The sequence below is a fragment of the Roseateles asaccharophilus genome, from assembly GCF_031458115.1.
In the GTDB taxonomy this organism is placed as follows: domain Bacteria; phylum Pseudomonadota; class Gammaproteobacteria; order Burkholderiales; family Burkholderiaceae_C; genus Pelomonas; species Pelomonas asaccharophilus_A.
Window position 1 is genome coordinate 237,913 of the sequence record NZ_JAVDXV010000005.1, and the last position, 18,565, is coordinate 256,477.

General features: G+C 67.7%; 13 protein-coding genes. 7 read left to right on the forward strand and 6 right to left on the reverse strand.

The window, feature by feature from the left end; genetic code table 11:
• Positions 1-35 precede the first annotated feature (35 nt).
• From J2X21_RS14360 to J2X21_RS14385, 6 genes are all read right to left on the reverse strand, one after another.
• Positions 36-563: a hypothetical protein gene (locus J2X21_RS14360; RefSeq protein ID WP_310329720.1), complete on the reverse strand. Its 528-nt coding sequence runs from the start codon at positions 561-563 to the stop codon at positions 36-38.
• Positions 564-677: 114 nt separating this feature from the next.
• The gene (locus J2X21_RS14365; protein WP_310329722.1) at positions 678-1,580 is read right to left on the reverse strand and encodes a glycoside hydrolase family 16 protein; all 903 of its coding nucleotides are present in this window, start codon (positions 1,578-1,580) and stop codon (positions 678-680) included.
• A gap of 28 nt (positions 1,581-1,608) precedes the next feature.
• Positions 1,609-2,937, reverse strand: a complete 1,329-nt coding sequence (locus J2X21_RS14370; RefSeq protein WP_310329724.1) for a GH1 family beta-glucosidase — start codon at positions 2,935-2,937, stop codon at positions 1,609-1,611.
• A gap of 276 nt (positions 2,938-3,213) precedes the next feature.
• Positions 3,214-4,032: a carbohydrate ABC transporter permease gene (locus J2X21_RS14375; RefSeq protein WP_310329726.1), complete on the reverse strand. Its 819-nt coding sequence runs from the start codon at positions 4,030-4,032 to the stop codon at positions 3,214-3,216.
• Entirely contained in the window at positions 4,029-4,925 is an 897-nt protein-coding gene (locus J2X21_RS14380; protein WP_310329728.1) for a carbohydrate ABC transporter permease, read from the reverse strand. The genes J2X21_RS14375 and J2X21_RS14380 overlap by 4 nt, the downstream gene beginning before the upstream one ends.
• Positions 4,926-4,927: 2 nt before the next feature.
• Positions 4,928-6,217 (reverse strand): ABC transporter substrate-binding protein, encoded by a 1,290-nt coding sequence (locus J2X21_RS14385; protein ID WP_310329729.1) that lies wholly within the window; start codon positions 6,215-6,217, stop codon positions 4,928-4,930.
• Between the two features lie 328 nt (positions 6,218-6,545).
• Between J2X21_RS14385 and J2X21_RS14390 the strand changes: the two genes are divergently transcribed.
• The 7 genes from J2X21_RS14390 to J2X21_RS14420 all read left to right on the forward strand — a co-directional run bounded on the left by J2X21_RS14390 (position 6,546) and on the right by J2X21_RS14420 (position 18,564).
• On the forward strand, positions 6,546-8,276 hold the full coding sequence (locus J2X21_RS14390) for a glycosyl hydrolase family 18 protein (RefSeq protein WP_310329731.1): 1,731 nt from the start codon (positions 6,546-6,548) through the stop codon (positions 8,274-8,276).
• A gap of 80 nt (positions 8,277-8,356) precedes the next feature.
• Entirely contained in the window at positions 8,357-9,919 is a 1,563-nt protein-coding gene (locus J2X21_RS14395; RefSeq protein ID WP_310329734.1) for a chitinase, read from the forward strand.
• Between the two features lie 202 nt (positions 9,920-10,121).
• Positions 10,122-11,543 (forward strand): carbohydrate-binding protein, encoded by a 1,422-nt coding sequence (locus tag J2X21_RS14400; RefSeq protein ID WP_310329736.1) that lies wholly within the window; start codon positions 10,122-10,124, stop codon positions 11,541-11,543.
• Between the two features lie 193 nt (positions 11,544-11,736).
• On the forward strand, positions 11,737-12,786 hold the full coding sequence (locus tag J2X21_RS14405) for a LacI family DNA-binding transcriptional regulator (RefSeq protein ID WP_310329738.1): 1,050 nt from the start codon (positions 11,737-11,739) through the stop codon (positions 12,784-12,786).
• A gap of 390 nt (positions 12,787-13,176) precedes the next feature.
• On the forward strand, positions 13,177-16,131 hold the full coding sequence (locus tag J2X21_RS14410) for a TonB-dependent receptor (RefSeq protein ID WP_310329740.1): 2,955 nt from the start codon (positions 13,177-13,179) through the stop codon (positions 16,129-16,131).
• Positions 16,132-16,318: 187 nt separating this feature from the next.
• A complete protein-coding gene (locus J2X21_RS14415) occupies positions 16,319-17,848 on the forward strand; it encodes a tryptophan halogenase family protein (protein WP_310329742.1) in 1,530 nt (509 codons plus the stop codon).
• A complete protein-coding gene (locus J2X21_RS14420) occupies positions 17,845-18,564 on the forward strand; it encodes a SapC family protein (protein WP_310329744.1) in 720 nt (239 codons plus the stop codon). The genes J2X21_RS14415 and J2X21_RS14420 overlap by 4 nt, the downstream gene beginning before the upstream one ends.
• Position 18,565 lies beyond the last annotated feature (1 nt).

Genomic DNA, 18,565 nt, shown 5'->3' on the forward strand with positions numbered 1-18,565 from the left:
GCCGGCGAGCGCCGCGACGCGCCGGAAGCCGGCCGCTACTGCGCGGCCGGCGCCTGCCACACAAAGCCTTCGACCGATTTGGCGAAGGCGTCGGTCAGCTCCTTGTAGGGGCTGCCCGGCGGCCCCTTCAGCAGCACGACGAGGCGGTGGCCGTCCTTGACGGCCACATAGCTGATGGCGCGCTGCCCGTTGGGCAGCTTGCCCTCGTAGCGGCCGCCTTCCACGCCGCCCACCAGCGCGGGCTTGGCGGCATCCCGGGTCAGGCTCTTGTCGAACGGATTGCCGATCTTGACCGCGCCGTCCAGCGGGTCATAGGGCTTGGCCGGATCGGGCTCGGCGTAGTTCCACACGAGGATGAAGATGGCCTTCGGGTCGTCGGTGCGCGACAGCACGGCCATGCCCGCCGGGTTGCCGGCCTTGTCGGGCTTCTCCTCGCGGTTCAGCAGCGCCACGCCGTCGGGCGTGACGAGGTGGCCGAAGGGGAGTTTCACTTCGACGGCAAACGCGGCCGCTGCGCTGAGCAGTCCGGCGATCAAGGTCAGGGTGCGAAGCAGACGTTGCATGGAGCGGCAGCAGTGCGGGCAGCGTGAAGGTGCCGGCAACGCCGGCGCCCGCAATGGCCCGGCACACCGGCGGTTGATGCAGGGCCCGCCGGCTTCACCAGGCGGGCCGCGCGATCAGTTTTCCTTGTAGATGCGCACCCAGTCGACCAGCATCTTGGACGACGCCGGCGTCGTGGTATCCGGCGCGCCGGGCCAGTCGCCGCCGATGGCCAGGTTCAGGATGACGAAGAAGGGCTTCTCGAACACCCACTTGCCGCCGGCCGGCAGCAGGGCCGGCGTCAGGCGGTGGAACTCCTTGCCATCGACGTACCAAATGATCTCGTTGGGCCGCTTGATGATGGTGTAGGTGTGGAAGTCGTTCACCACCGGCGCGCCGAGGTCGATGGGCTTGCCTATGCCCTGCGCACCGGAGTAGCCGGGGCCGTGCAGCGTGCCGTACGTGGAGTTGGGCGTCTGCGGCACGAACTCCATGATGTCGATCTCGCCCGAGGCCGGCCACGGGTTGGTGGCGATGTCGGTGCCCAGCGTCCAGAACGCGGGCCAGACGCCCTTGCCGGTGGGCAGCTTCATGCGCGCCTCGACCTTGCCGTAGGTGAAGCTGACCTTGTTGTTGCTGTGGATGCGCGCCGACGTGTACTCGCAGGGCTTGCCGTGCCAGCAGGGGCCAGGGTTGGTGGCCTTCTCGGCGGTGATGACCAGCATGCCGTTGCCGTCGGTCTGCGCGTTGCGCGCATTCGACGTGTAGTACTGGTGCTCGCGGTTGCCCCAGCCGTTGTTCTCGGCGTTGCCCAGGTCGTAGTTCCAGTGCGCGGCCTTCGGCACGGTGCCGGCGGCGTCGTTGAACTCGTCGCTCCAGGTCAGCGTCCAGGTGCTGGGCGCGGGGGCCGGTGCTGCGGGTGCGGGGGCTGGCGTCGGCGCCGCGACGGCCGTGCCGCCGCCGCCACAGGCGGTCAGCGCGGCGGCGATGACGGGCAGCAGGCCGCGCCAGGGGGCGGGCGCGCGGGTGATCTCTTGCATCGTTGTCTCCGGTTGTCGTTGTCGGTGTTCAGCCACGCCAGTCGCGCAGGAACTGGCGGTACCAGTCGGCACTCGCCTTGGGCGTGCGGGCCAGCGTGTCGTAGTCCACGTGCACGATGCCGAAGCGCTTCAGGTAGCCGCTGGCCCATTCGAAGTTGTCCATCAGGCTCCAGACCATGTAGCCGGCCATGGGCACGCCCTGCTGCATCGCGCTGGCAACGGCGGCAATGTGGGTGCGCAGGTAGTCGATGCGGTCGTCGTCCTGCACACCGCCGGCCTGGATCTGGTTGTCCGGGAAGGCGCCGCCGTTCTCGGTGATGTAGACCGGCGCCAAGTTGGCGTAGTCATTCTTCAGGCCCACCAGCAGGTCGGTCAGGCCTTGCGGGTAGATCTCCCAGTCCATGTCGGACACCGGCAGGCCACGCGCCTTGGCGTTCCAGGCCTCGCCGCTGGCGGACATGACGGCGCGGGTGTAGTAGTTGACGCCCAGGTAGTCCATGGGCTGGGCAATGACTTCCATGTCGCCGGCTTGCACGACAGGCGCATCGGCGCCCAGGTCGGCCAGCGCGTCTTCGGGATAGCTGCCCTTGAACAGCGGGTCGGTGTACCAGCGGCGGCCATGCGCGTCGGCCAGCCGGGCGGCGGCGATGTCGGCGGGCATGGCGGTGGCGGGCACCCAGGAGCTGAGGTTGAGCACGATGCCCAGTTGGCTCTTGGCGCCGTCGGCCCGCAGCGCCTGCATGGCCAGGCCGTGGCTGAGCAACAAGTGGTGCGACACCTGCGTGGCGATCTTGCGGTCCTTGATGCCGGGGGCAAAGATGCCCTGCTCGTTGCCCAGCGTCGCGACGACCCAGGGCTCGTTGTGCGTGGTCAGGCCGGCGATGCGATCGCCGAGGCGGGCCTGCACGTGGCGGGCGTAGTCGACGAAGCGGTGCACGGTGTCGCGGTCGTTCCAGCCGCCGCGGTCCTGCAGGCCTTGCGGCAGGTCCCAGTGGTTCAGCGTGGCCCAGGCCTGGATGCCGCGGCGTTTCAGGCCATCCACCAGGCGCTCGTAGAAGTCCAGGCCCTTGGGGTTGAACTCGCCGTAGCCGTTGGCCTGCACACGCGGCCAGGCGATGGAGAAGCGGTAGGCGTTGACGCCCAGCGACGCGATCAGGTCGAGGTCTTCATCCAGCCGGTGGAAGTGGTCGCAGGCGACATGGCCGTTGCTGGCGTCGGCGATGGCGCCGGGCTGCTTGCAGAAACGGTCCCAGATGGATTCGCCCTTGCCGTCCTCGAAGGCCGCACCCTCGATCTGGAAGCTGCTGGTGGCGACGCCCCAGACGAAATCGGGCGGAAATTGACGGTGCAATGACATGGAGCGGGTGGGGTCTACGAACACTACGAGGATCGGTGCGAGAGGGTCTGCGCAGGCGCAGGGCTAGGCGTGCGACGCAGCCTGGGCTCATGCCCAGGCAAGGCGCACAACAACGCCATGCGCCTGCACAGACCCTCTCCCGAAGGGTTGTCACTCAAAAGCCCGCGCGCGGCGTTGCGAAGCCTCGCTGGGGATGACCCCAGCTTCGACTCCGCGCCTTGCTCGCGGGCTTTTGAGTGGCAACGCATCCGATCCTCGTAGCGTTCGTAGACCCCCTTATTTGACGGCGCCCGCGGTGAGGCCCGCGATCAGTTGGCGCGACGAGATGACGAAGAGGACGATGAGTGGCAGCGTCGCGATGGCCGACCCGGCCATCAGCGCGCCCCACTCCGTGGACGTGGTGCTGAACAGGCTGCGCAGCGCCAGCGGCAGGGTGTAGTTCTCGGCCGTGCGCATGACGATCAGCGGATTCATGAAGTTGTTCCATGAACTGATGAAGGTGATCAGCCCCAGCGTGCCGAGCGCCGGCTTCATCAGCGGCAGGGCGATGCGCCAGTAGATGCCCAGCTCGCTGGCGCCGTCGATGCGCGCGGCGTTCAGCAGCTCCTTGGGCACCGTGGACGCCGCGAACTGGCGCATCAGGAAGATGCCGAACGCGCTGGCGGCGCCGGGCAGGTACAGCGCGCGGTGCGTGTCTATCCAGCCCAGCGCGTCCATGACCATGAAGCTGGGGATCATGTTCATGAAGGCCGGCACCATCATGGTCCCCATGACCAGTGCGAACAGCGCCTTCTTGAAGCGGAACTCCAGCAGCGCGAATGCGTAGCCGGCCATGGAGCAGAACAGCAGCGTCAGCGCGGTGGACATCAGGCCCACGTACAGGCTCCAGCCGACGTTCTTCCAGAACGGCAGCCGCGTCGTCAGCACGGCGATGTTGTTCAGCAGCTCGGTGCTGAAGAACAGCGGCGGCGGCACGTTGAAGATGTCGGTGCGCGACTGCGTCGCGAACACGAACATGAAGTAGAACGGCGCCAGCATGATGAGCGCGCCGATGCCCACGATGGCGTAGGCCAGCAGCTTGGAGGTCTTGTTCATGCCGCGCCTCGCCGGTCTGCAAACGCCTTGTTCGTGAGCCAGGTCAGCCCCGCGATGACGCCGAACATGATCCAGGCCAGCGCGCTGGCGCCACCGAAGTCGCTGAAGTCGAAGGCCAGGCGGTAGAGGTACATGCCCACGGTCATCGCGGCCTGGTCGGAGCCGCCCTTGCCGTTGGTCAGGATGAAGGGTTCCTCGAACAGCTGCAGCCCGCCGATGATGGACAGCGTGACGCCGAACAGGATCATGGGCTTGATGCTGGGCAGCGTGATGCGCCAGAACTGCTGCCAGGCGTTGGCGCCGTCCAGCGTCGCGGCCTGGTAGAGGTCCTTGGGGATGGTCTGCAGCGCGGCCAGATAGAGCACGAGGTTGAAGCCCACGTAGCGCCAGAACACCACCATCGCCACGGCCGGCTTGATCGCATCGGGCGAGCGCATCCAGTTGATGTTCTCGGTGCCGAACAGCGCGTGCAGCGCTTGGTTGACAAGGCCGTAGTCGGTGGAGAACAGCGAGCCGAACAGCATCGCGATGGCCACCGTCGACGTGATGTAGGGCAGGAAGTAGGCGCCCGAGAACAGTCCGCGCCAGCGGCCGAAGGCCTGGTGCAGGAACACCGCCAGCGGCAGCGCGACGAGATGCTGCGGCACGCCCGACACGATGGCCAGCCACAGCGTGTTGTAGAGCGACTTCCAGAACCAGCCGTCGGTCAGCGCGAAGACGAAGTTGTCCAGGCCCACGAACTTCATGGACTCGATGCCGCTGGTGGGCTCCCACGACTGGAACGCCAGCCAGGCCGAGAACAGCAGCGGGAACAGCCCGAACACCGTGAACAGGATCAGGAAGGGGCTGACCAGCAGATAGGGCGCCCAGCGGGCGGGGATGCGGAATCTCATGGTCAGCGGTTGGCCCTGTGCAGCAGCAGCGCCTGCGCATCTTCCAGCGCCTTGGGGATGGGCTTGCCGTACTCGAGCACGTTGTCCAGTTCGGCGTTGATGACCTCGTCGGCGAACTTGTGCTGCTTGTGCATCTTGACGACGGGGATGCGCTGCGCGGCGTCGCGCCACAGCTGGCGTGCCTTCTGGCCACCGAGGAAGGGCAGCGGCTGGTCGAAGAAGTCGCCCTGCTGCGCGGCCAGCAGCGCGGGGAAGGCGTCCTGCGAGCGGAAGGCGTCCAGCTGGCGTTGGCGGTCCAGCGTCAGCTCCTGCACCAGCTGCCAGGCGAGCTGCTTGCGCTCCGGCGCGGAGCGGCGCGGGATCGCGTAATAGGTGCCGCCATAGGAGCAGTAGGTGTTCTCGGGCAGCTGCGCCACGCGCCATTTGCCCGCCGTGTTGGGCGCCACCCAGTTGGCCATCTGGCCGGCCATCCAGCCGCCCGACATCTCGGTGGCCAGGCGCCCGCGCTTGAGCATCTCGGCCCAGTCGTTCATCCAGACTTCGACCCGCGCATCCAGGCCCAGCTGGCGCACCTTCTTGGCCAGCTCGAACGCCCGCACGAAGCGCGGCGACGTGATCTGCGGGCGCTGCTGGTTGTCGAAGAACTGGCCCTCGCCGGCCGGCGTACCGCCGCGCACGATGATGTCCTTCAGCAGCCGCACGTCGCCGATCAGGTAGGCGCCGGTCTTGGCCTTGAGCTGCTTGCCGGCTTCCACATAGCCGTCCCACGAGCCGGTCAGGTCGGCCTCCTTGAGCCCGGCCTGCGCCAGCAGGTCCACGCGGTAGAACAGCGAGCCGGGGCCGATGTCGCTGGGCATGGCCACGATGGCGCCCTGGCGGTTGCGGGCCGTCTCGATCGCGAACGGCGTGAACTGGTCCCTGAAGCGCTCGGCGCCGAAGGCAGGGGCGGACAAATCCTCCAGGCCCGAACCCAGCGAGAAGCGGCCCAGGTAGCTGGTCTCCAGCGCGATGACGTCGGGCAGGTGGCCGGACGTGGACAGCGCCGTCGTCATCGCCGTGTGGTGGTCGTCGTACTGGCGGCTGATGACGTGCGTGCGCACGCCGGGGTGGGTGCGACCCCAGTCCTTCAGCAAGTCCTTGGCGATGACATCCACCAGCGGAAAGGCCGCGACGGTCAGGGGCTGCCGGTCGGTGGCGGCCAGGGCCGGCCCCGCCCCCAGCCAGGGGGCCGACGCGCCGCCCAGTGCGGCGGCCAGCAGGTGCCGGCGGGAGAGATCGTGGGTAGAAGACATGGTTTGAAAGCGCTTTCAAGATTGTGCGCTGTGCCGGTGCACAGCCCCAAGCCGCACAAACCCTAGGACAACCCGAGACGAAGGCTGAGCCAGGCGCCGGCACCGGCAACGTTTTGTCACATGAACCCTGGGTTTTCCCCGGTGACTGCGGCGCCGCTGGTTTGCAAAGTGGTATTCAAGAGGTGGCAGATGTCGAGAACTGGATGCATACCAGTTGAAGCCAGCTCAAAGAGCCCGCACGGAGAGGCGGGCCAGCCGCAGAGAGGTTGCGCTGGTCGCAACCCCTTCCAACCACCACGAGCTTTCGCAAAAGACAGGACGTTTCCCCATGAAGCAGCCCTACTTCGGCATCCCCGCGCATCAGCTGCGCCGCCTCGCCGTCATCACCGCCGCCGCCTTTGCTGTCGGCGCGGCGGCCGCCCAGAGCTACCCGGCCTGGGCCCCCGACACCTACTACACGGCCGGTACCGTCGTGACCTACCAGGGTCGCCTCTACCGCGCCACCGTCAACCAGACCGACTACGCCTCCACCGGCTGGAACCCGACCAACGCATCGCTGTGGACCGACATCGGCCCGGCCTCCGGCCCCGCACCGTCGCCGGCCCCCACACCCGCGCCGACACCCGCTCCCACCCCTGCGCCCACGCCGGCACCGACACCTGCTCCGGCCCCCAGCGGCAGCTGCGCGCCCGCCTGGGTTGCCGCCACCGCCTACAGCGGCGGCGCCATCGCCTCCAAGGGCACGACCAACTACAAGGCCAACTGGTGGACGCAGGGCAATGACCCCGCCACCAACAGCGGCCCCACCGGCAGCGGCCAGCCCTGGACCTCGCAGGGCGCCTGCACCACCGGCCCGGCGCCTTCGCCCAGCCCGTCGCCCTCACCCTCGCCGTCTCCGAGCCCCAGCCCGTCGCCCAGCCCGGCTCCCTCGCCGTCGCCGGACCTGACCGACCCGGCCGCCAAGTCCGCCACGCAGACCTCGCGCGCCTACACGGTCTACTACCCGAGCTGGAGCGACAACTGGTTTGATGCCAGTGGCAAGACCATGAACCAGGTCTTCCAGGCCAGCAACTTCGCGCGCATCCCGGCCAACTACACGCATGTGGTGGCGGCGTTCGCGCAGCCCAACTTCACGTGGGGCGGCATGGCGGCCAACAACTGGTCGGGCACCGGCATCAACTTCAACGGGCGACCTTCGGACATCAAGGCCGCCATCGACGTGCTGCACGCCCGCAACATCAAGGTCATCCTGGCCGTGGGCGGCGCCACCTACAACAGCTGGGGCACGCTGTCGGCCGAAGGCCACGCGGGCAGCGGCCCGACGATCACGGCGCTGGCCAACATCATGAAGGACGTGGGCTTTGACGGCCTGGACGTGGACTACGAGATCGAAGGCCTGGATGGCTATGCCGGCGCCGTGAAGGCGATGCGCAAGGCCGTGGACCTGGCCGGCGGCGGCCGCATCCTCAGCGTGGCCGGCTGGTCCACCGGCGCGGACTGCACCGGCGCGACGGCCAACGACCCGCAGTGCGCGGGCGTGGGCGTCAGCTACTGGGGCGGCAAGGCCGGTCTGGAGCGCCAGCTCGTCAACGCCTACCCGGCGCTGAAGACCGCGTTCAACCTCGTCAACATCATGAGCTACGACGCGCGCTACGAGAACTACGACGGCGTGACCGCATGGAAGCAGTACCGCCAGCTGTTCCCCAGCAGCACCATCGTGTCCATTGGCTTCGAGACCGCGCCCGAGGGCTGGGCCGGCGGCCAGCTGGTGGTGAACAACGCCGATGCGCAATGCACCGGCTCGGTCATCCTGAAGAACAGCTACGGCACCACCATCAACCAGCCGTACTCGGTGGAGCGCTACCTGAACGCCGTCGTCACCAGCACCCTCGCCAACAAGAACCCGCGCGATGGCGCGATGCTGTGGCAGGCGCTGAAGACCGCCAACGGCGCCTGCGGCAGCGCCACCGTGGGCTCGCCCGGCACCATCGGCAAGAAGGTGTCCGGCGTGCTGCAGCTGGTGGACGACCCGGCGCTGCAGAACGCACCCTGGAAGTAAGCCGTTATCTCGCCTGAGCTGATCGCCGCCGCGCCGACCCTTCGGCCGGCGGCTTTTTTCCATCGTCGATTGGAGACCCCATGATTTCCTGCCCTCCGCTGCCGCGCGGCGCCAAGTCCCTGCTGCTGGCCGGCGCGCTGACACTGGCCACCGCCGCCTTCGCCCAGAGCTACCCCGCCTGGGCCCCCGACACCTACTACACGGCCGGCACCGTCGTGACCTACCAGGGGCGCCTGTACCGCGCCAACGTCAACCAGACCGACTATGCGTCCACCGGCTGGAACCCGACCAACGCGTCGCTGTGGACCGACATCGGCCCGGCCTCCGGCACGCCGTCGCCTTCCCCCGCGCCGACACCGGCTCCGGCGCCTGCACCCACGCCGGCACCGACGCCCGCCCCGGCCCCCAGCGGCAGCTGCGCGCCCGCCTGGGTCGCTGCCACCGCCTACAGCGGCGGCGCCATCGCCTCCAAGGGCACCACCAACTACAAGGCCAACTGGTGGACGCAGGGCAACGACCCCGCCACCAACAGCGGCCCCACCGGCAGCGGCCAGCCCTGGACCTCGCAGGGCGCCTGCACCACGGGCGGGCCGGCACCTTCGCCGTCTCCCAGCCCGAGCCCGAGCCCTTCTCCCAGCCCTTCTCCCAGCCCGTCCCCGAGTCCCGCGCCGTCGCCGTCTCCCAACGGCAAGCACCAGTTGGTCGGCTACTGGCACAACTTCACCAACCCGTCCGGTCCGACCTTCCCGATCGCCGACGTGCCCAATGCCTACGACGTCATCGTCGTGGCGTTCGCCGATGACGGCGGCAACGGCAGCATCACTTTCAACCTGGATCCGGGTTCCGGCGGCGAAGCCAAGTTCATCGCCGACATCGCGGCCGCGCGCGCCAAGGGCAAGAAGGTGGTGCTGTCCTTCGGCGGCCAGAACGGCACGGTCACGCTGAACAACGCGACCAACGTGGCCAACTTCGTCAACACGGTCGAGGCCATCATCCGCAAGTACGGCTTCGACGGCATCGACATCGACCTGGAGAGCGGCGCCGGCGTGACGGCTGGTGCGCCGGTCATCAACAACCTCATCACTGCCGTGAAGCAGCTGAAGGCGCGCATCGGGTCCAGCTTCTACCTGTCGATGGCGCCGGAGCATCCGTATGTGCAGGGCGGCTACGCGGCCTACAGCGGCATCTGGGGTGCCTACCTGCCGCTGATCGACGGGCTGCGCAACGAGCTGAACCTGCTGCACGTGCAGTACTACAACAACGGTGCGCTCTACACGCCGTACGCGACGCAAGGTCTGGCCGAGGGCAGCGTGGACATGCTGGTGGCCGCCAGCAAGATGCTGATCGAAGGCTTCACGACCAACAACGGCACCGGCACCTACAGCTTCCAGGGCCTGCGTCCGGACCAAGTGTCGCTGGGCATCCCGTCCGGCCCGTCGTCGGCCAACTCGGGCCAGGCCAGCGTCGCGACCATCACCGCGGCACTGAACTGCCTGACCAAGCTGACGCAATGCGGCGCGATCAAGCCTGCCGTGGCCTACCCGACGTTCAGCGGCGTGATGACCTGGTCCATCAACTGGGACAAGAAGGATGGGCAGTCGTTCTCGACCGGCGTGCGCAACGCGCTGAACGCGCTGCCCTGACCTGCTGGGCCCGGCGCCCGCAGCCATGCGCTGCGGGCGCCTTTTTGCATCGCCACCGGAGGCGCACCTCCGGGTCCGCCCGTCCCTGAGTTCCGGCACACGCACCCTGTTGCCATCCTGGCCTCAGTCCGCGCAACATTGAAAGCGCTTTCAAGTCGCCGATACAGGCGGCGGGCACCACAACCTGTTGGAGACATCCCCCATGACATTGCTGAGATCCCTCATCCGCCCCGTCCTGGCCGGCCTGCTGACCGCCGCCGCCGGACTCGCCCATGCCCAGTGGCAACTCGTCTGGAGCGACGAGTTCAACGGCAGCATCGGCCCCGACTGGGTCTTCGAGACCGGCACCGGCGCCAATGGCTGGGGCAACAACGAGCTGCAGTACTACCGCCGCGAGAACGCGACGATCGTGAACAACGCGCTGGTCATCACGGCCAAGCGCGAGAACTTCGGCGGCATGGCCTACACATCGGCCCGCATGAAGACGCAGGGCATCAAGACCTTCAAGTACGGCCGCATCGAGGCGCGCATGAAGCTGCCCTCCTTCCTCGGCGCCTGGCCGGCGTTCTGGATGCTGGGCGCCAACCTGCCGCAGGTCGGCTGGCCGGCCTCCGGCGAGATCGACGTGATGGAGAAGATCAACGACGAGCAGAAGGTCTACGGCACCATCCACTGGCAGGACCACAACAACCAGTACGCCCAGTACAGCGGCAACGTAGCGACCAGCGTGACCGACTGGCATGTCTACGCGGTGGAATGGGATGCGAGCGCCATCCGCTGGTACGTGGACGGCGTGAAGTACCACGAGGCCAGCATCGCCAACGGCGTCAACGGCACCAGCGAGTTCCACAACGACTTCTTCCTGCTGCTGAACTTCGCCATCGGCGGCAACTGGCCGGGCTTCAACGTCAACACGGCGGCGCTGCCGGCCCAGATGCATGTGGACTATGTGCGCGTGTACGCGCCGGCCACGAGCGGTGTCGCCACGGTCTACCAGCACTGCAACTACACCGGCTACGCGGCCGCGCTGTCCGAAGGCAGCTACACGCGCGCCCAGCTGCAGGCCCGCGGCATCAGCGACAACGATCTGTCGTCTCTGCGTGTGAACGCCGGCTGGCAGGTGCAGCTGTTCGACGGCGACAACTTCAGCGGCGCCAGCGTGACCCGTACCGGTGACAGCGGCTGCCTGGTGGACCAGGCCTTCAACGACCGCGCCACGTCCATCGTCGTCTCTCGCGTCGGTACCGGCTGGACGCGCCAGGTCGAGGCCGAAGCCTTCAACGCCCAGGCCGGCGTGCAGACCGAGGCCTGCACCGAGGGCGGCCAGAACGTCGGCTGGATAGAGACCAACGACTGGATGGCCTACAACGGCATCTCGTTCCCGACCAGCGGCGCCTACCGCGTCGAGTACCGTGTGGCCAGCCCGAACGGCGGCACGCTGTCGCTGGACCTGAACGCCGGCAGTGTGCCGCTGGGCCAGGTGGGCGTGCCCAACACCGGCGGCTGGCAGAACTGGCAGACCGTGTCTCACACGGTGAACATCAATGCCGGCACCTACAACGTCGGCGTGTTCGCGGCGCAGGGCGGGTGGAACATCAACTGGATCCGTTTCACCAAGCTGTGAGGACCCCTCGCCCGGTCTGGCGACGCTGAACGCGGGCCAGCCCAGCCGGTCCCCCGAGGGGACGGCGATGCTCGCGGCATTGAGCCGCGAGCACATCGCCCGCAGGCCGGCTTGGGAGCGGCCCGGCGCTCGGCTTGCGCAAAAACCATCAATCCGCAGCCCGCCTACACTCGGCCACCTGCCCGGACCCCCGATGAAAGACAAGACGCCCCCCGCCAAGAAAGCGCAGTCAAGCCGCCCCGACGGCGTCGTCACGCTCGAACAGGTGGCCGAACTGGCCGGCGTGTCGCCCAGCACGGTATCGCGCATCCTGAACGGCACCGCCGCGGTCAGCGAGGCCAAGAAGGAGGCCGTGGAGGCCGCCATCCGCGAGCTGGGCTTCAGGCCCAACCCGGTGGCCCGTGGCCTGGCCGGCGGCAAGACCATGTCCATCGGCGTGGTCACGCAGATCATTTCAAGCCCGTTCTATGGCGAAGCGCTGCTGGGCATCGAGCGCGAGCTGGAGCGCGCCGGCTACGTGCCGCTGTTCGTGTCCGGCAACTGGCATGAGGACGACGAGCGCAAGGCCATCGAGGCGCTGCTGTCACGCCGGGTCGACGGCATCATCGTGCTGGCCGGCCGGCTGCCCAACGAGCAGCTGGTGAGCTTGGCCGGCGGCCTGCCCACCGTGGTCGTGGGGCGCCAGGTGCAGGGGCCGCGCATCTACAGCTTCAGCTTCGACAACCGCCTGGGCGCGCGGCTCGCGACGCAGCACCTGATCGATCAAGGCCACCGCCGCATCGCCTTCATTGCCGGCGACCTGATGCACGACGACGCCGTCGAGCGCCAGGACGGCTATCTGGCCGCCATGGCCGCGGCCGGCCTGCCCGTGGAGCCCGACCTGGTCGTGCAGAGCGACTTCACGGCCGCCGGCGGCATGCTCGCCGTCAGCCGGCTGCTGGAGCGCGACGTGTCCTTCACGGCGCTGTTCGTGTCCAACGACGAAATGGCCATGGGTGCCTGCCTGGGCCTGCACCGCCGCAACCTGCGCGTGCCGGACGACGTCTCCATGGTGGGCTTTGACGATGTCGTCATGGCCCGCTACACGATGCCGCCGCTGACCACCGTGCGCCAGTCGGTCTACGAGATCGGCACCGAAGCCGCCGCCGCCATGCTGGCCATGCTGCGCGGCGAGCAGCCCAAAGCGCAGCCGCCCGGGCCCGAGCTGATCGTGCGCGAGAGTACGCGCCGCCTGCTGCGCTGACTCCCCTCGCCCGCGCGCGCCGCGGGTGCCACCCTCTGTTGTACGGCTGGGGTAAACCATGTGGCCGCTGCACCGGATAGTCTTCATCATTCAATGAAAGCGCTTTCAGAAGGCGCGTTTTCAGCGTGCCTGCGTCAGGGGCGGACTGCTGCCTGACCGAAACGGAGTTTCGATCCCACCGGGACGAAACCGCCGTTCCGGCAGGCCGCAGCGACTGCGATACCCACGGTCCCAACTGTTGCCTACAAGCTGCGGACCAAGGGTGTTGCCTAGTTTGAAAGCGCTGCCAATCAAGTATTGTTGAAAGCGCTTTCAGTCCTTTCGGGGACGTCACGACAAGATCACAACTCAGGAGACAAGTGAATGAGACACCCTCGTCCCGCCCTTCGCATGACCCGTCTGGCTGCTGCCAGCGGTCTGCTGTTCGTGGGCGCCGCGGCCCAGGCACAGAACGCACCCACCGTCGGCACGGTCGCGCCCCAGGCGATGGCCAGCACCACGCAGCTGGAGACCGTCGTCGTGACGGGCATCCGCCGCTCGCTGGAGTCCTCGGTCAACCTGAAGCGCCAGGCCTCGGGTCTGGTCGACGGCATCGTGGCCGAAGACATCGGCAAGTTCCCCGACACCAACCTCGCTGAATCGCTGAGCCGCATTTCCGGCGTGTCCATCGACCGCAACAACGGCGAAGGCACGCGCGTCACCGTGCGCGGCATGGGCCCCGACTTCAACCTGGTGCTGCTGAACGGCCGCCAGATGCCCGGCGCCAGCATTGATAGCAGTGCACCGGCCTCGCGCTCGTTCGACTTCTCCAACCTCGCGTCCGACGGCGTCGCCGCGCTGGAGGTCTACAAGACCAGCCGCGCCGCCAGCCCCACGGGCGGCATGGGCGCCACCATCAACGTGCGCACGCCGCGTCCGTTCGATACCAAGGAAACCATCGCCCAGGTCGGCGTGAAGTTCGTCAACGACGAATCCGCCAGTCGCTCGCCCGGTGAGCAGAAGGGCAAGAGCGTCACGCCCGAACTGAACGGCATCTACAGCACGCAGACCGCCGACGGCATGTTCGGCATCGCGCTGATCGGCACCTACCAGGAGCGCGACTCCGGCTACAACCAGGCCACCGTGCCCAACGGCTGGAAGAGCTGGGTGGGCAACGAAGGCGGCTGGGGCGCCCTGCCCGCCGGACCGTCGACCACCATAAAGAATCGTCCGGGCCCGACGGATCTCTACAGCGTTCCGCAGAACATCAACTACGCCTTCGTCGGCATCCACCGCGAGCGCCTGAACGGCCAGCTGGTGCTGCAGGCCCGCCCGGTGAAGGACGTGACCGCGACGCTGGACTTCGTCATGTCGGAGCAGAAGTTCACGCAGCGCCGCAACGACATCTCGGCCTGGTTCAACTATGGCGGCCAGTTCGGTGAGTTCAGCCAAGGTTCGCCGTCGTCGCCGCTGATCTATGGCGAAGGCTTCAACGGTGCTGACCTGGCGATGGGCACCTCGCGCATCAACACGAAGAACAAGAACCGCTCCGTCGGCCTGAACCTGAAGTGGAAGGCCACCGACGCGCTGAGCTTCGACTTCGACGCCCACCGCTCCACCGCCACGTCCGGCGCCGCCGACGACCTGGGCACCGCTGTGACGATGGGCACCGCCGCCTTTGTGCGTGGCAACACCTTCGTCGACTTCAGCAACAAGTTCCCGGTGATGAACATCGCCGGCACCGGCACGCTGAGCCCGGCCAGCATGGAGCTGCAGGGCACGGTGTTCGGCAACAGCTACCACCGCAACCAGGTCAGCCAGGTGCAGGCCCGCGGCAACTGGAAGATCAACGCCGACAGCAGCCTGGACTTTGGCCTGACGCTGACCGAGGTCGACAACCGCTCGGCCTTCTCCAATGTGCAGCGCGACACCTGGGGCGCCAACATCGCCGGCGGTCCGGCCGCGATGCCGGACAACATCTTCAAGCTGGACTCCATCAGCAAGTACTTCGAGCGCATTCCGGGCTCGGGTGACTCGCGGATGTTCAACCAGATGTTCAACTTCAACTTCGAGGACCTGCGCGCAGCAGCCATCAAGCAGTTGGGCTCCGACGCGCTGCTGAAGGCCTCGTGGGACTTCGTTGACGACTTCCGGACAAAGGAAACGTCGGAAGCCCTGTTCGGCCAATACAACCTGGCCTGGGACTGGGGTGTTCCTATGGACGCGGCTGTCGGCGTCCGCTACGAGCGCACCAAGGTCCATTCGCCGTCCACCGAGAAAATCCCCGTGGCTGCTGCAGCCTGGGTCGCCGACAACGAAGTTCCCATCAGCTTCTCGGGCTCTCGTTCCGCGTCCAAGGACGGCAAGTACGACTATGTGCTGCCCTCCATCGACCTCAGCGCAGACCTGACGAACGACACCAAGCTGCGCTTCAGCTACGGCCACTCCATCGGTCGTCCGGGCTGGAACGCCATCCAGGGCGGTCAGCGCATCAACCAGTTGGCCCGCGTGGATGGCGGCGAGGCCTCCGTTGGCAACCCCAACCTGCGGCCGCTGCACTCGCGCAACCTCGACTTCTCCGCGGAGCACTATTACGCCAAGAGCAGCTATGTCGCCGCGAGCTACTTCCGCAAGAGTCTGAAGGACTACAACGAAGGCATCAACGAGAGCGTCTCGCTGTTCGACGTGCGCACCCCCATTGGCGGCGCTCTGTACAACGAAGCAAACACGGCCGGCAACTGCGCGGGCAACACGAACTGCATCCGCACGTGGATCTTCGCCAACCGCGCGACTGCTCCCGGCGTTGCCGCACGCCCCGATCTGGGTCCGGCCATTGGCACGATCACCGCCCAGCCCACTGACCCGCTGCTGATGTTCAAGCGAGCCAACTTCGTCAACAACACCCGCCGCTCCACCATCAACGGCATCGAGCTGAACGCGCAACACACGTTCAGCAACGGCTTCGGCGTGTCGGCCAACTTCACGAAGGTTCGTTCCGACCTGGACTACGACCTCGCCAAGAAGGGCAGCCAGACCGACGTGCTGGTGGGCATGGGCGACTCGGGCAACCTGGTCGGCTTCTACGAGAACGAGACCTTCAGCGTCCGCGCGGCCTACAACTGGCGTGGCAAGTTCCTCGTCGCCAACTACGGTGGCGCGGAAGGTGCGCAGCCGCTGTATGTCGAGCCCTACGGCCAGTGGGACGTGAGCGCAGGCTACAACTTCAACAAGCACCTGCGCTTCCAGATCGAAGCCATCAACCTGACGGACGAGTACACCCGCACCCATCTGCGGACCGAGCATCAACTGGGTGGCGTCACCCAGCTGGGCCGCCGCATCATGGTCGGCGCGCGCTACAAGTTCTGAGCCTGAGAGCCCGGGCCGGACGGCGTCCGGCCCGCCCCTCCTTCGGGGGCAAGGAAAGTCAGGATCACACCCGGCTTCCTTGTGGTGCACAGTCTGGTTCGGCGGCGCTTGCGCTCTGGGGTGCCGCTCTTGTTCGCCGTTTGGCGAGGCCGCGCGAGCGGCTTTTTTTGTTTCTGGATGACCTGCCGTGAGCGACCCAATTCATGACGTGCTCGTACTGGGCGGCGGTTCTGCCGGCTGGCTGGTCGCGGCGCTGCTGGCCGCCGAGCATCCCGAACTGCGCGTCACGCTGATCGAATCCAGCGAGGTGCCCATCATCGGCGTCGGCGAAGGCACCTGGCCGTCCATGCGCGACACGCTGCGCCGCATCGGCCTGTCAGAGACCGATTTCGTGCGCCGCTGTCAGGTCTCGTTCAAGCAGGGCTCGCGCTTCGACGGCTGGGCGACCGGCACGGCCGGCGAGCACTACTACCACCCCTTCATGCTGCCGGTGGGCCATGGCGACGTGGACGCCGTGCCGGCCTGGCTGGCCGCCGAGCCTGCCACGGCCTTTGCCAATGCCGTCAGCCCGTCGCCGCAGCTGTGCGACAGCGGCCGCGCGCCCAAGCAGGCGCAGACCCCCGAATTCGGCGCCGTCGCCAACTACGCCTATCACTTCGATGCCGGCCTGTTCGGCCAGGCGCTGCGCGAGCACGCGGTCAGCCAGCTGAACGTGCGCCACGTCGTCGATCACGTCGATGCCGTGCTGACCAAGGACGATGGAGACATCGCCGCGCTGCAGACCCGCGCCCACGGCGCCCTCGCGGCCGACCTCTTCATCGACTGCTCGGGCCTCGCCGCGCGCCTCATCGGCCAGCACTTCGGCGTGCCGCTGAAGAGCGAGCGCGACGTGCTGTTCAACGACGCCGCCCTCGCGCTGCAAGTGCCCTACGCCACGCCCGACGCGCCGCTGGCCTCGGTCACCATCGCCACCGCCTGGAGCAAGGGCTGGATCTGGGACATCGGCCTGCCGTCGCGCCGTGGCGTCGGTGCCGTCTACTCGCGGGCCCATGCCAGCGACGATGAGGCGCACGCCGCGCTGCAGGCCTATCTGGACCGTAGCGGCGCTCCGCCTGAGCGCGGCACGCCGCGGCCCATCCGTTTCGACCCTGGTTACCGCGAGCGCTTCTGGGTGCGCAACTGCGTGGCCATCGGCCTGTCCAGCGGCTTCATCGAACCGCTGGAAGCCTCCGCGCTGGCGCTGGTGGAACTGTCGGCCCAGCGCCTGTGCGACGAACTGCCCATGAGCCGCGCCGGCATGGACGCCGTCGCGCGCCGCTTCAACGACGACTTTGCCTACCGCTGGTCGCGCGTCATCGACTTCCTGAAGCTGCACTACGCGCTCAGCCAACGCGACGACAGCGATTACTGGCGCGCCCACCGCGACCCGGCCACCTGGCCCGAGCGGCTGCGCGAACTGCTGCCGCTTTGGCGGCTGCGCCCGCCGGCCCGACACGACTTCGGCCGCATCGACGAGGTCTTCCCTGCGGCCAGCTACCAGTACATCCTCTACGGCATGGGTTTTCGCCCTGACAGCCCCATCGCCTCTGCCGCCAAACTGCAGGCGGGCCGCGCCTGTTTCGACGAGGCGGCCCGCCAGGTGCGCCGCCTCGTGCCGGCGCTGCCCAGCCACCGCGCCCTCATCCAACACATCCTTCAGCACGGCCTGCCGTCATGACCCGTCCCGCTGCCCTCAACAACGTCGCCCACCGCCACCTGCGCGTGCGCACCGAACGCTCCGCCGCCCTGGGCGACGCGCGCCGGTCCGTGCTGGCCCTGCCCGCCGAATTCCGCCAGCTGCAGGCCCATTTCCCCATCGTCTTCCAGCATGTCGATGGCGAAGCTGGCTTCCAGCCCATCGTGCTGATGGGCCTGGAAGAAGGCCAGAACCTCTACCTGACCGAGCAGGGCTGGGATGCGCCCGTGGTGCCCATGGCGCTGCAACGCGACCCCTTCATGATCGGCCGCAGCGGCGACGACCTGCAGCTGCACATCGACCTGGACAGCCCACGCCTCGTGGCCGAAGGCGACGCCGAATCCGGCACCGCCATCTTCATGCCGCACGGCGGCCACAGCGACTACCTGGACCACGTCGTCGACCTGCTGGAGCACCTGCATGCCCAGGCCCAGCACCTGCCGGCGTTCATCGCGGCGCTGACCCGCCACCAGCTGCTCGAGCCCTTCGCGCTGGACATAGCGCTGCCCGATGGCGAGCAAGGCCGTATCTCGGGCCTGTACACCATCCACGAAGAGCGCCTGGCCGCGCTGCCCGGCGACGCGCTGGAGGCGCTGCAGCGCGAAGGCCATCTGCTGCCCATCTACATGCAGCTGGCGTCGCTGATGCAGCTGCAAGGCCTGCTGGAGCGGCATACCCGCGCCGTCGCACGGGGCTGAC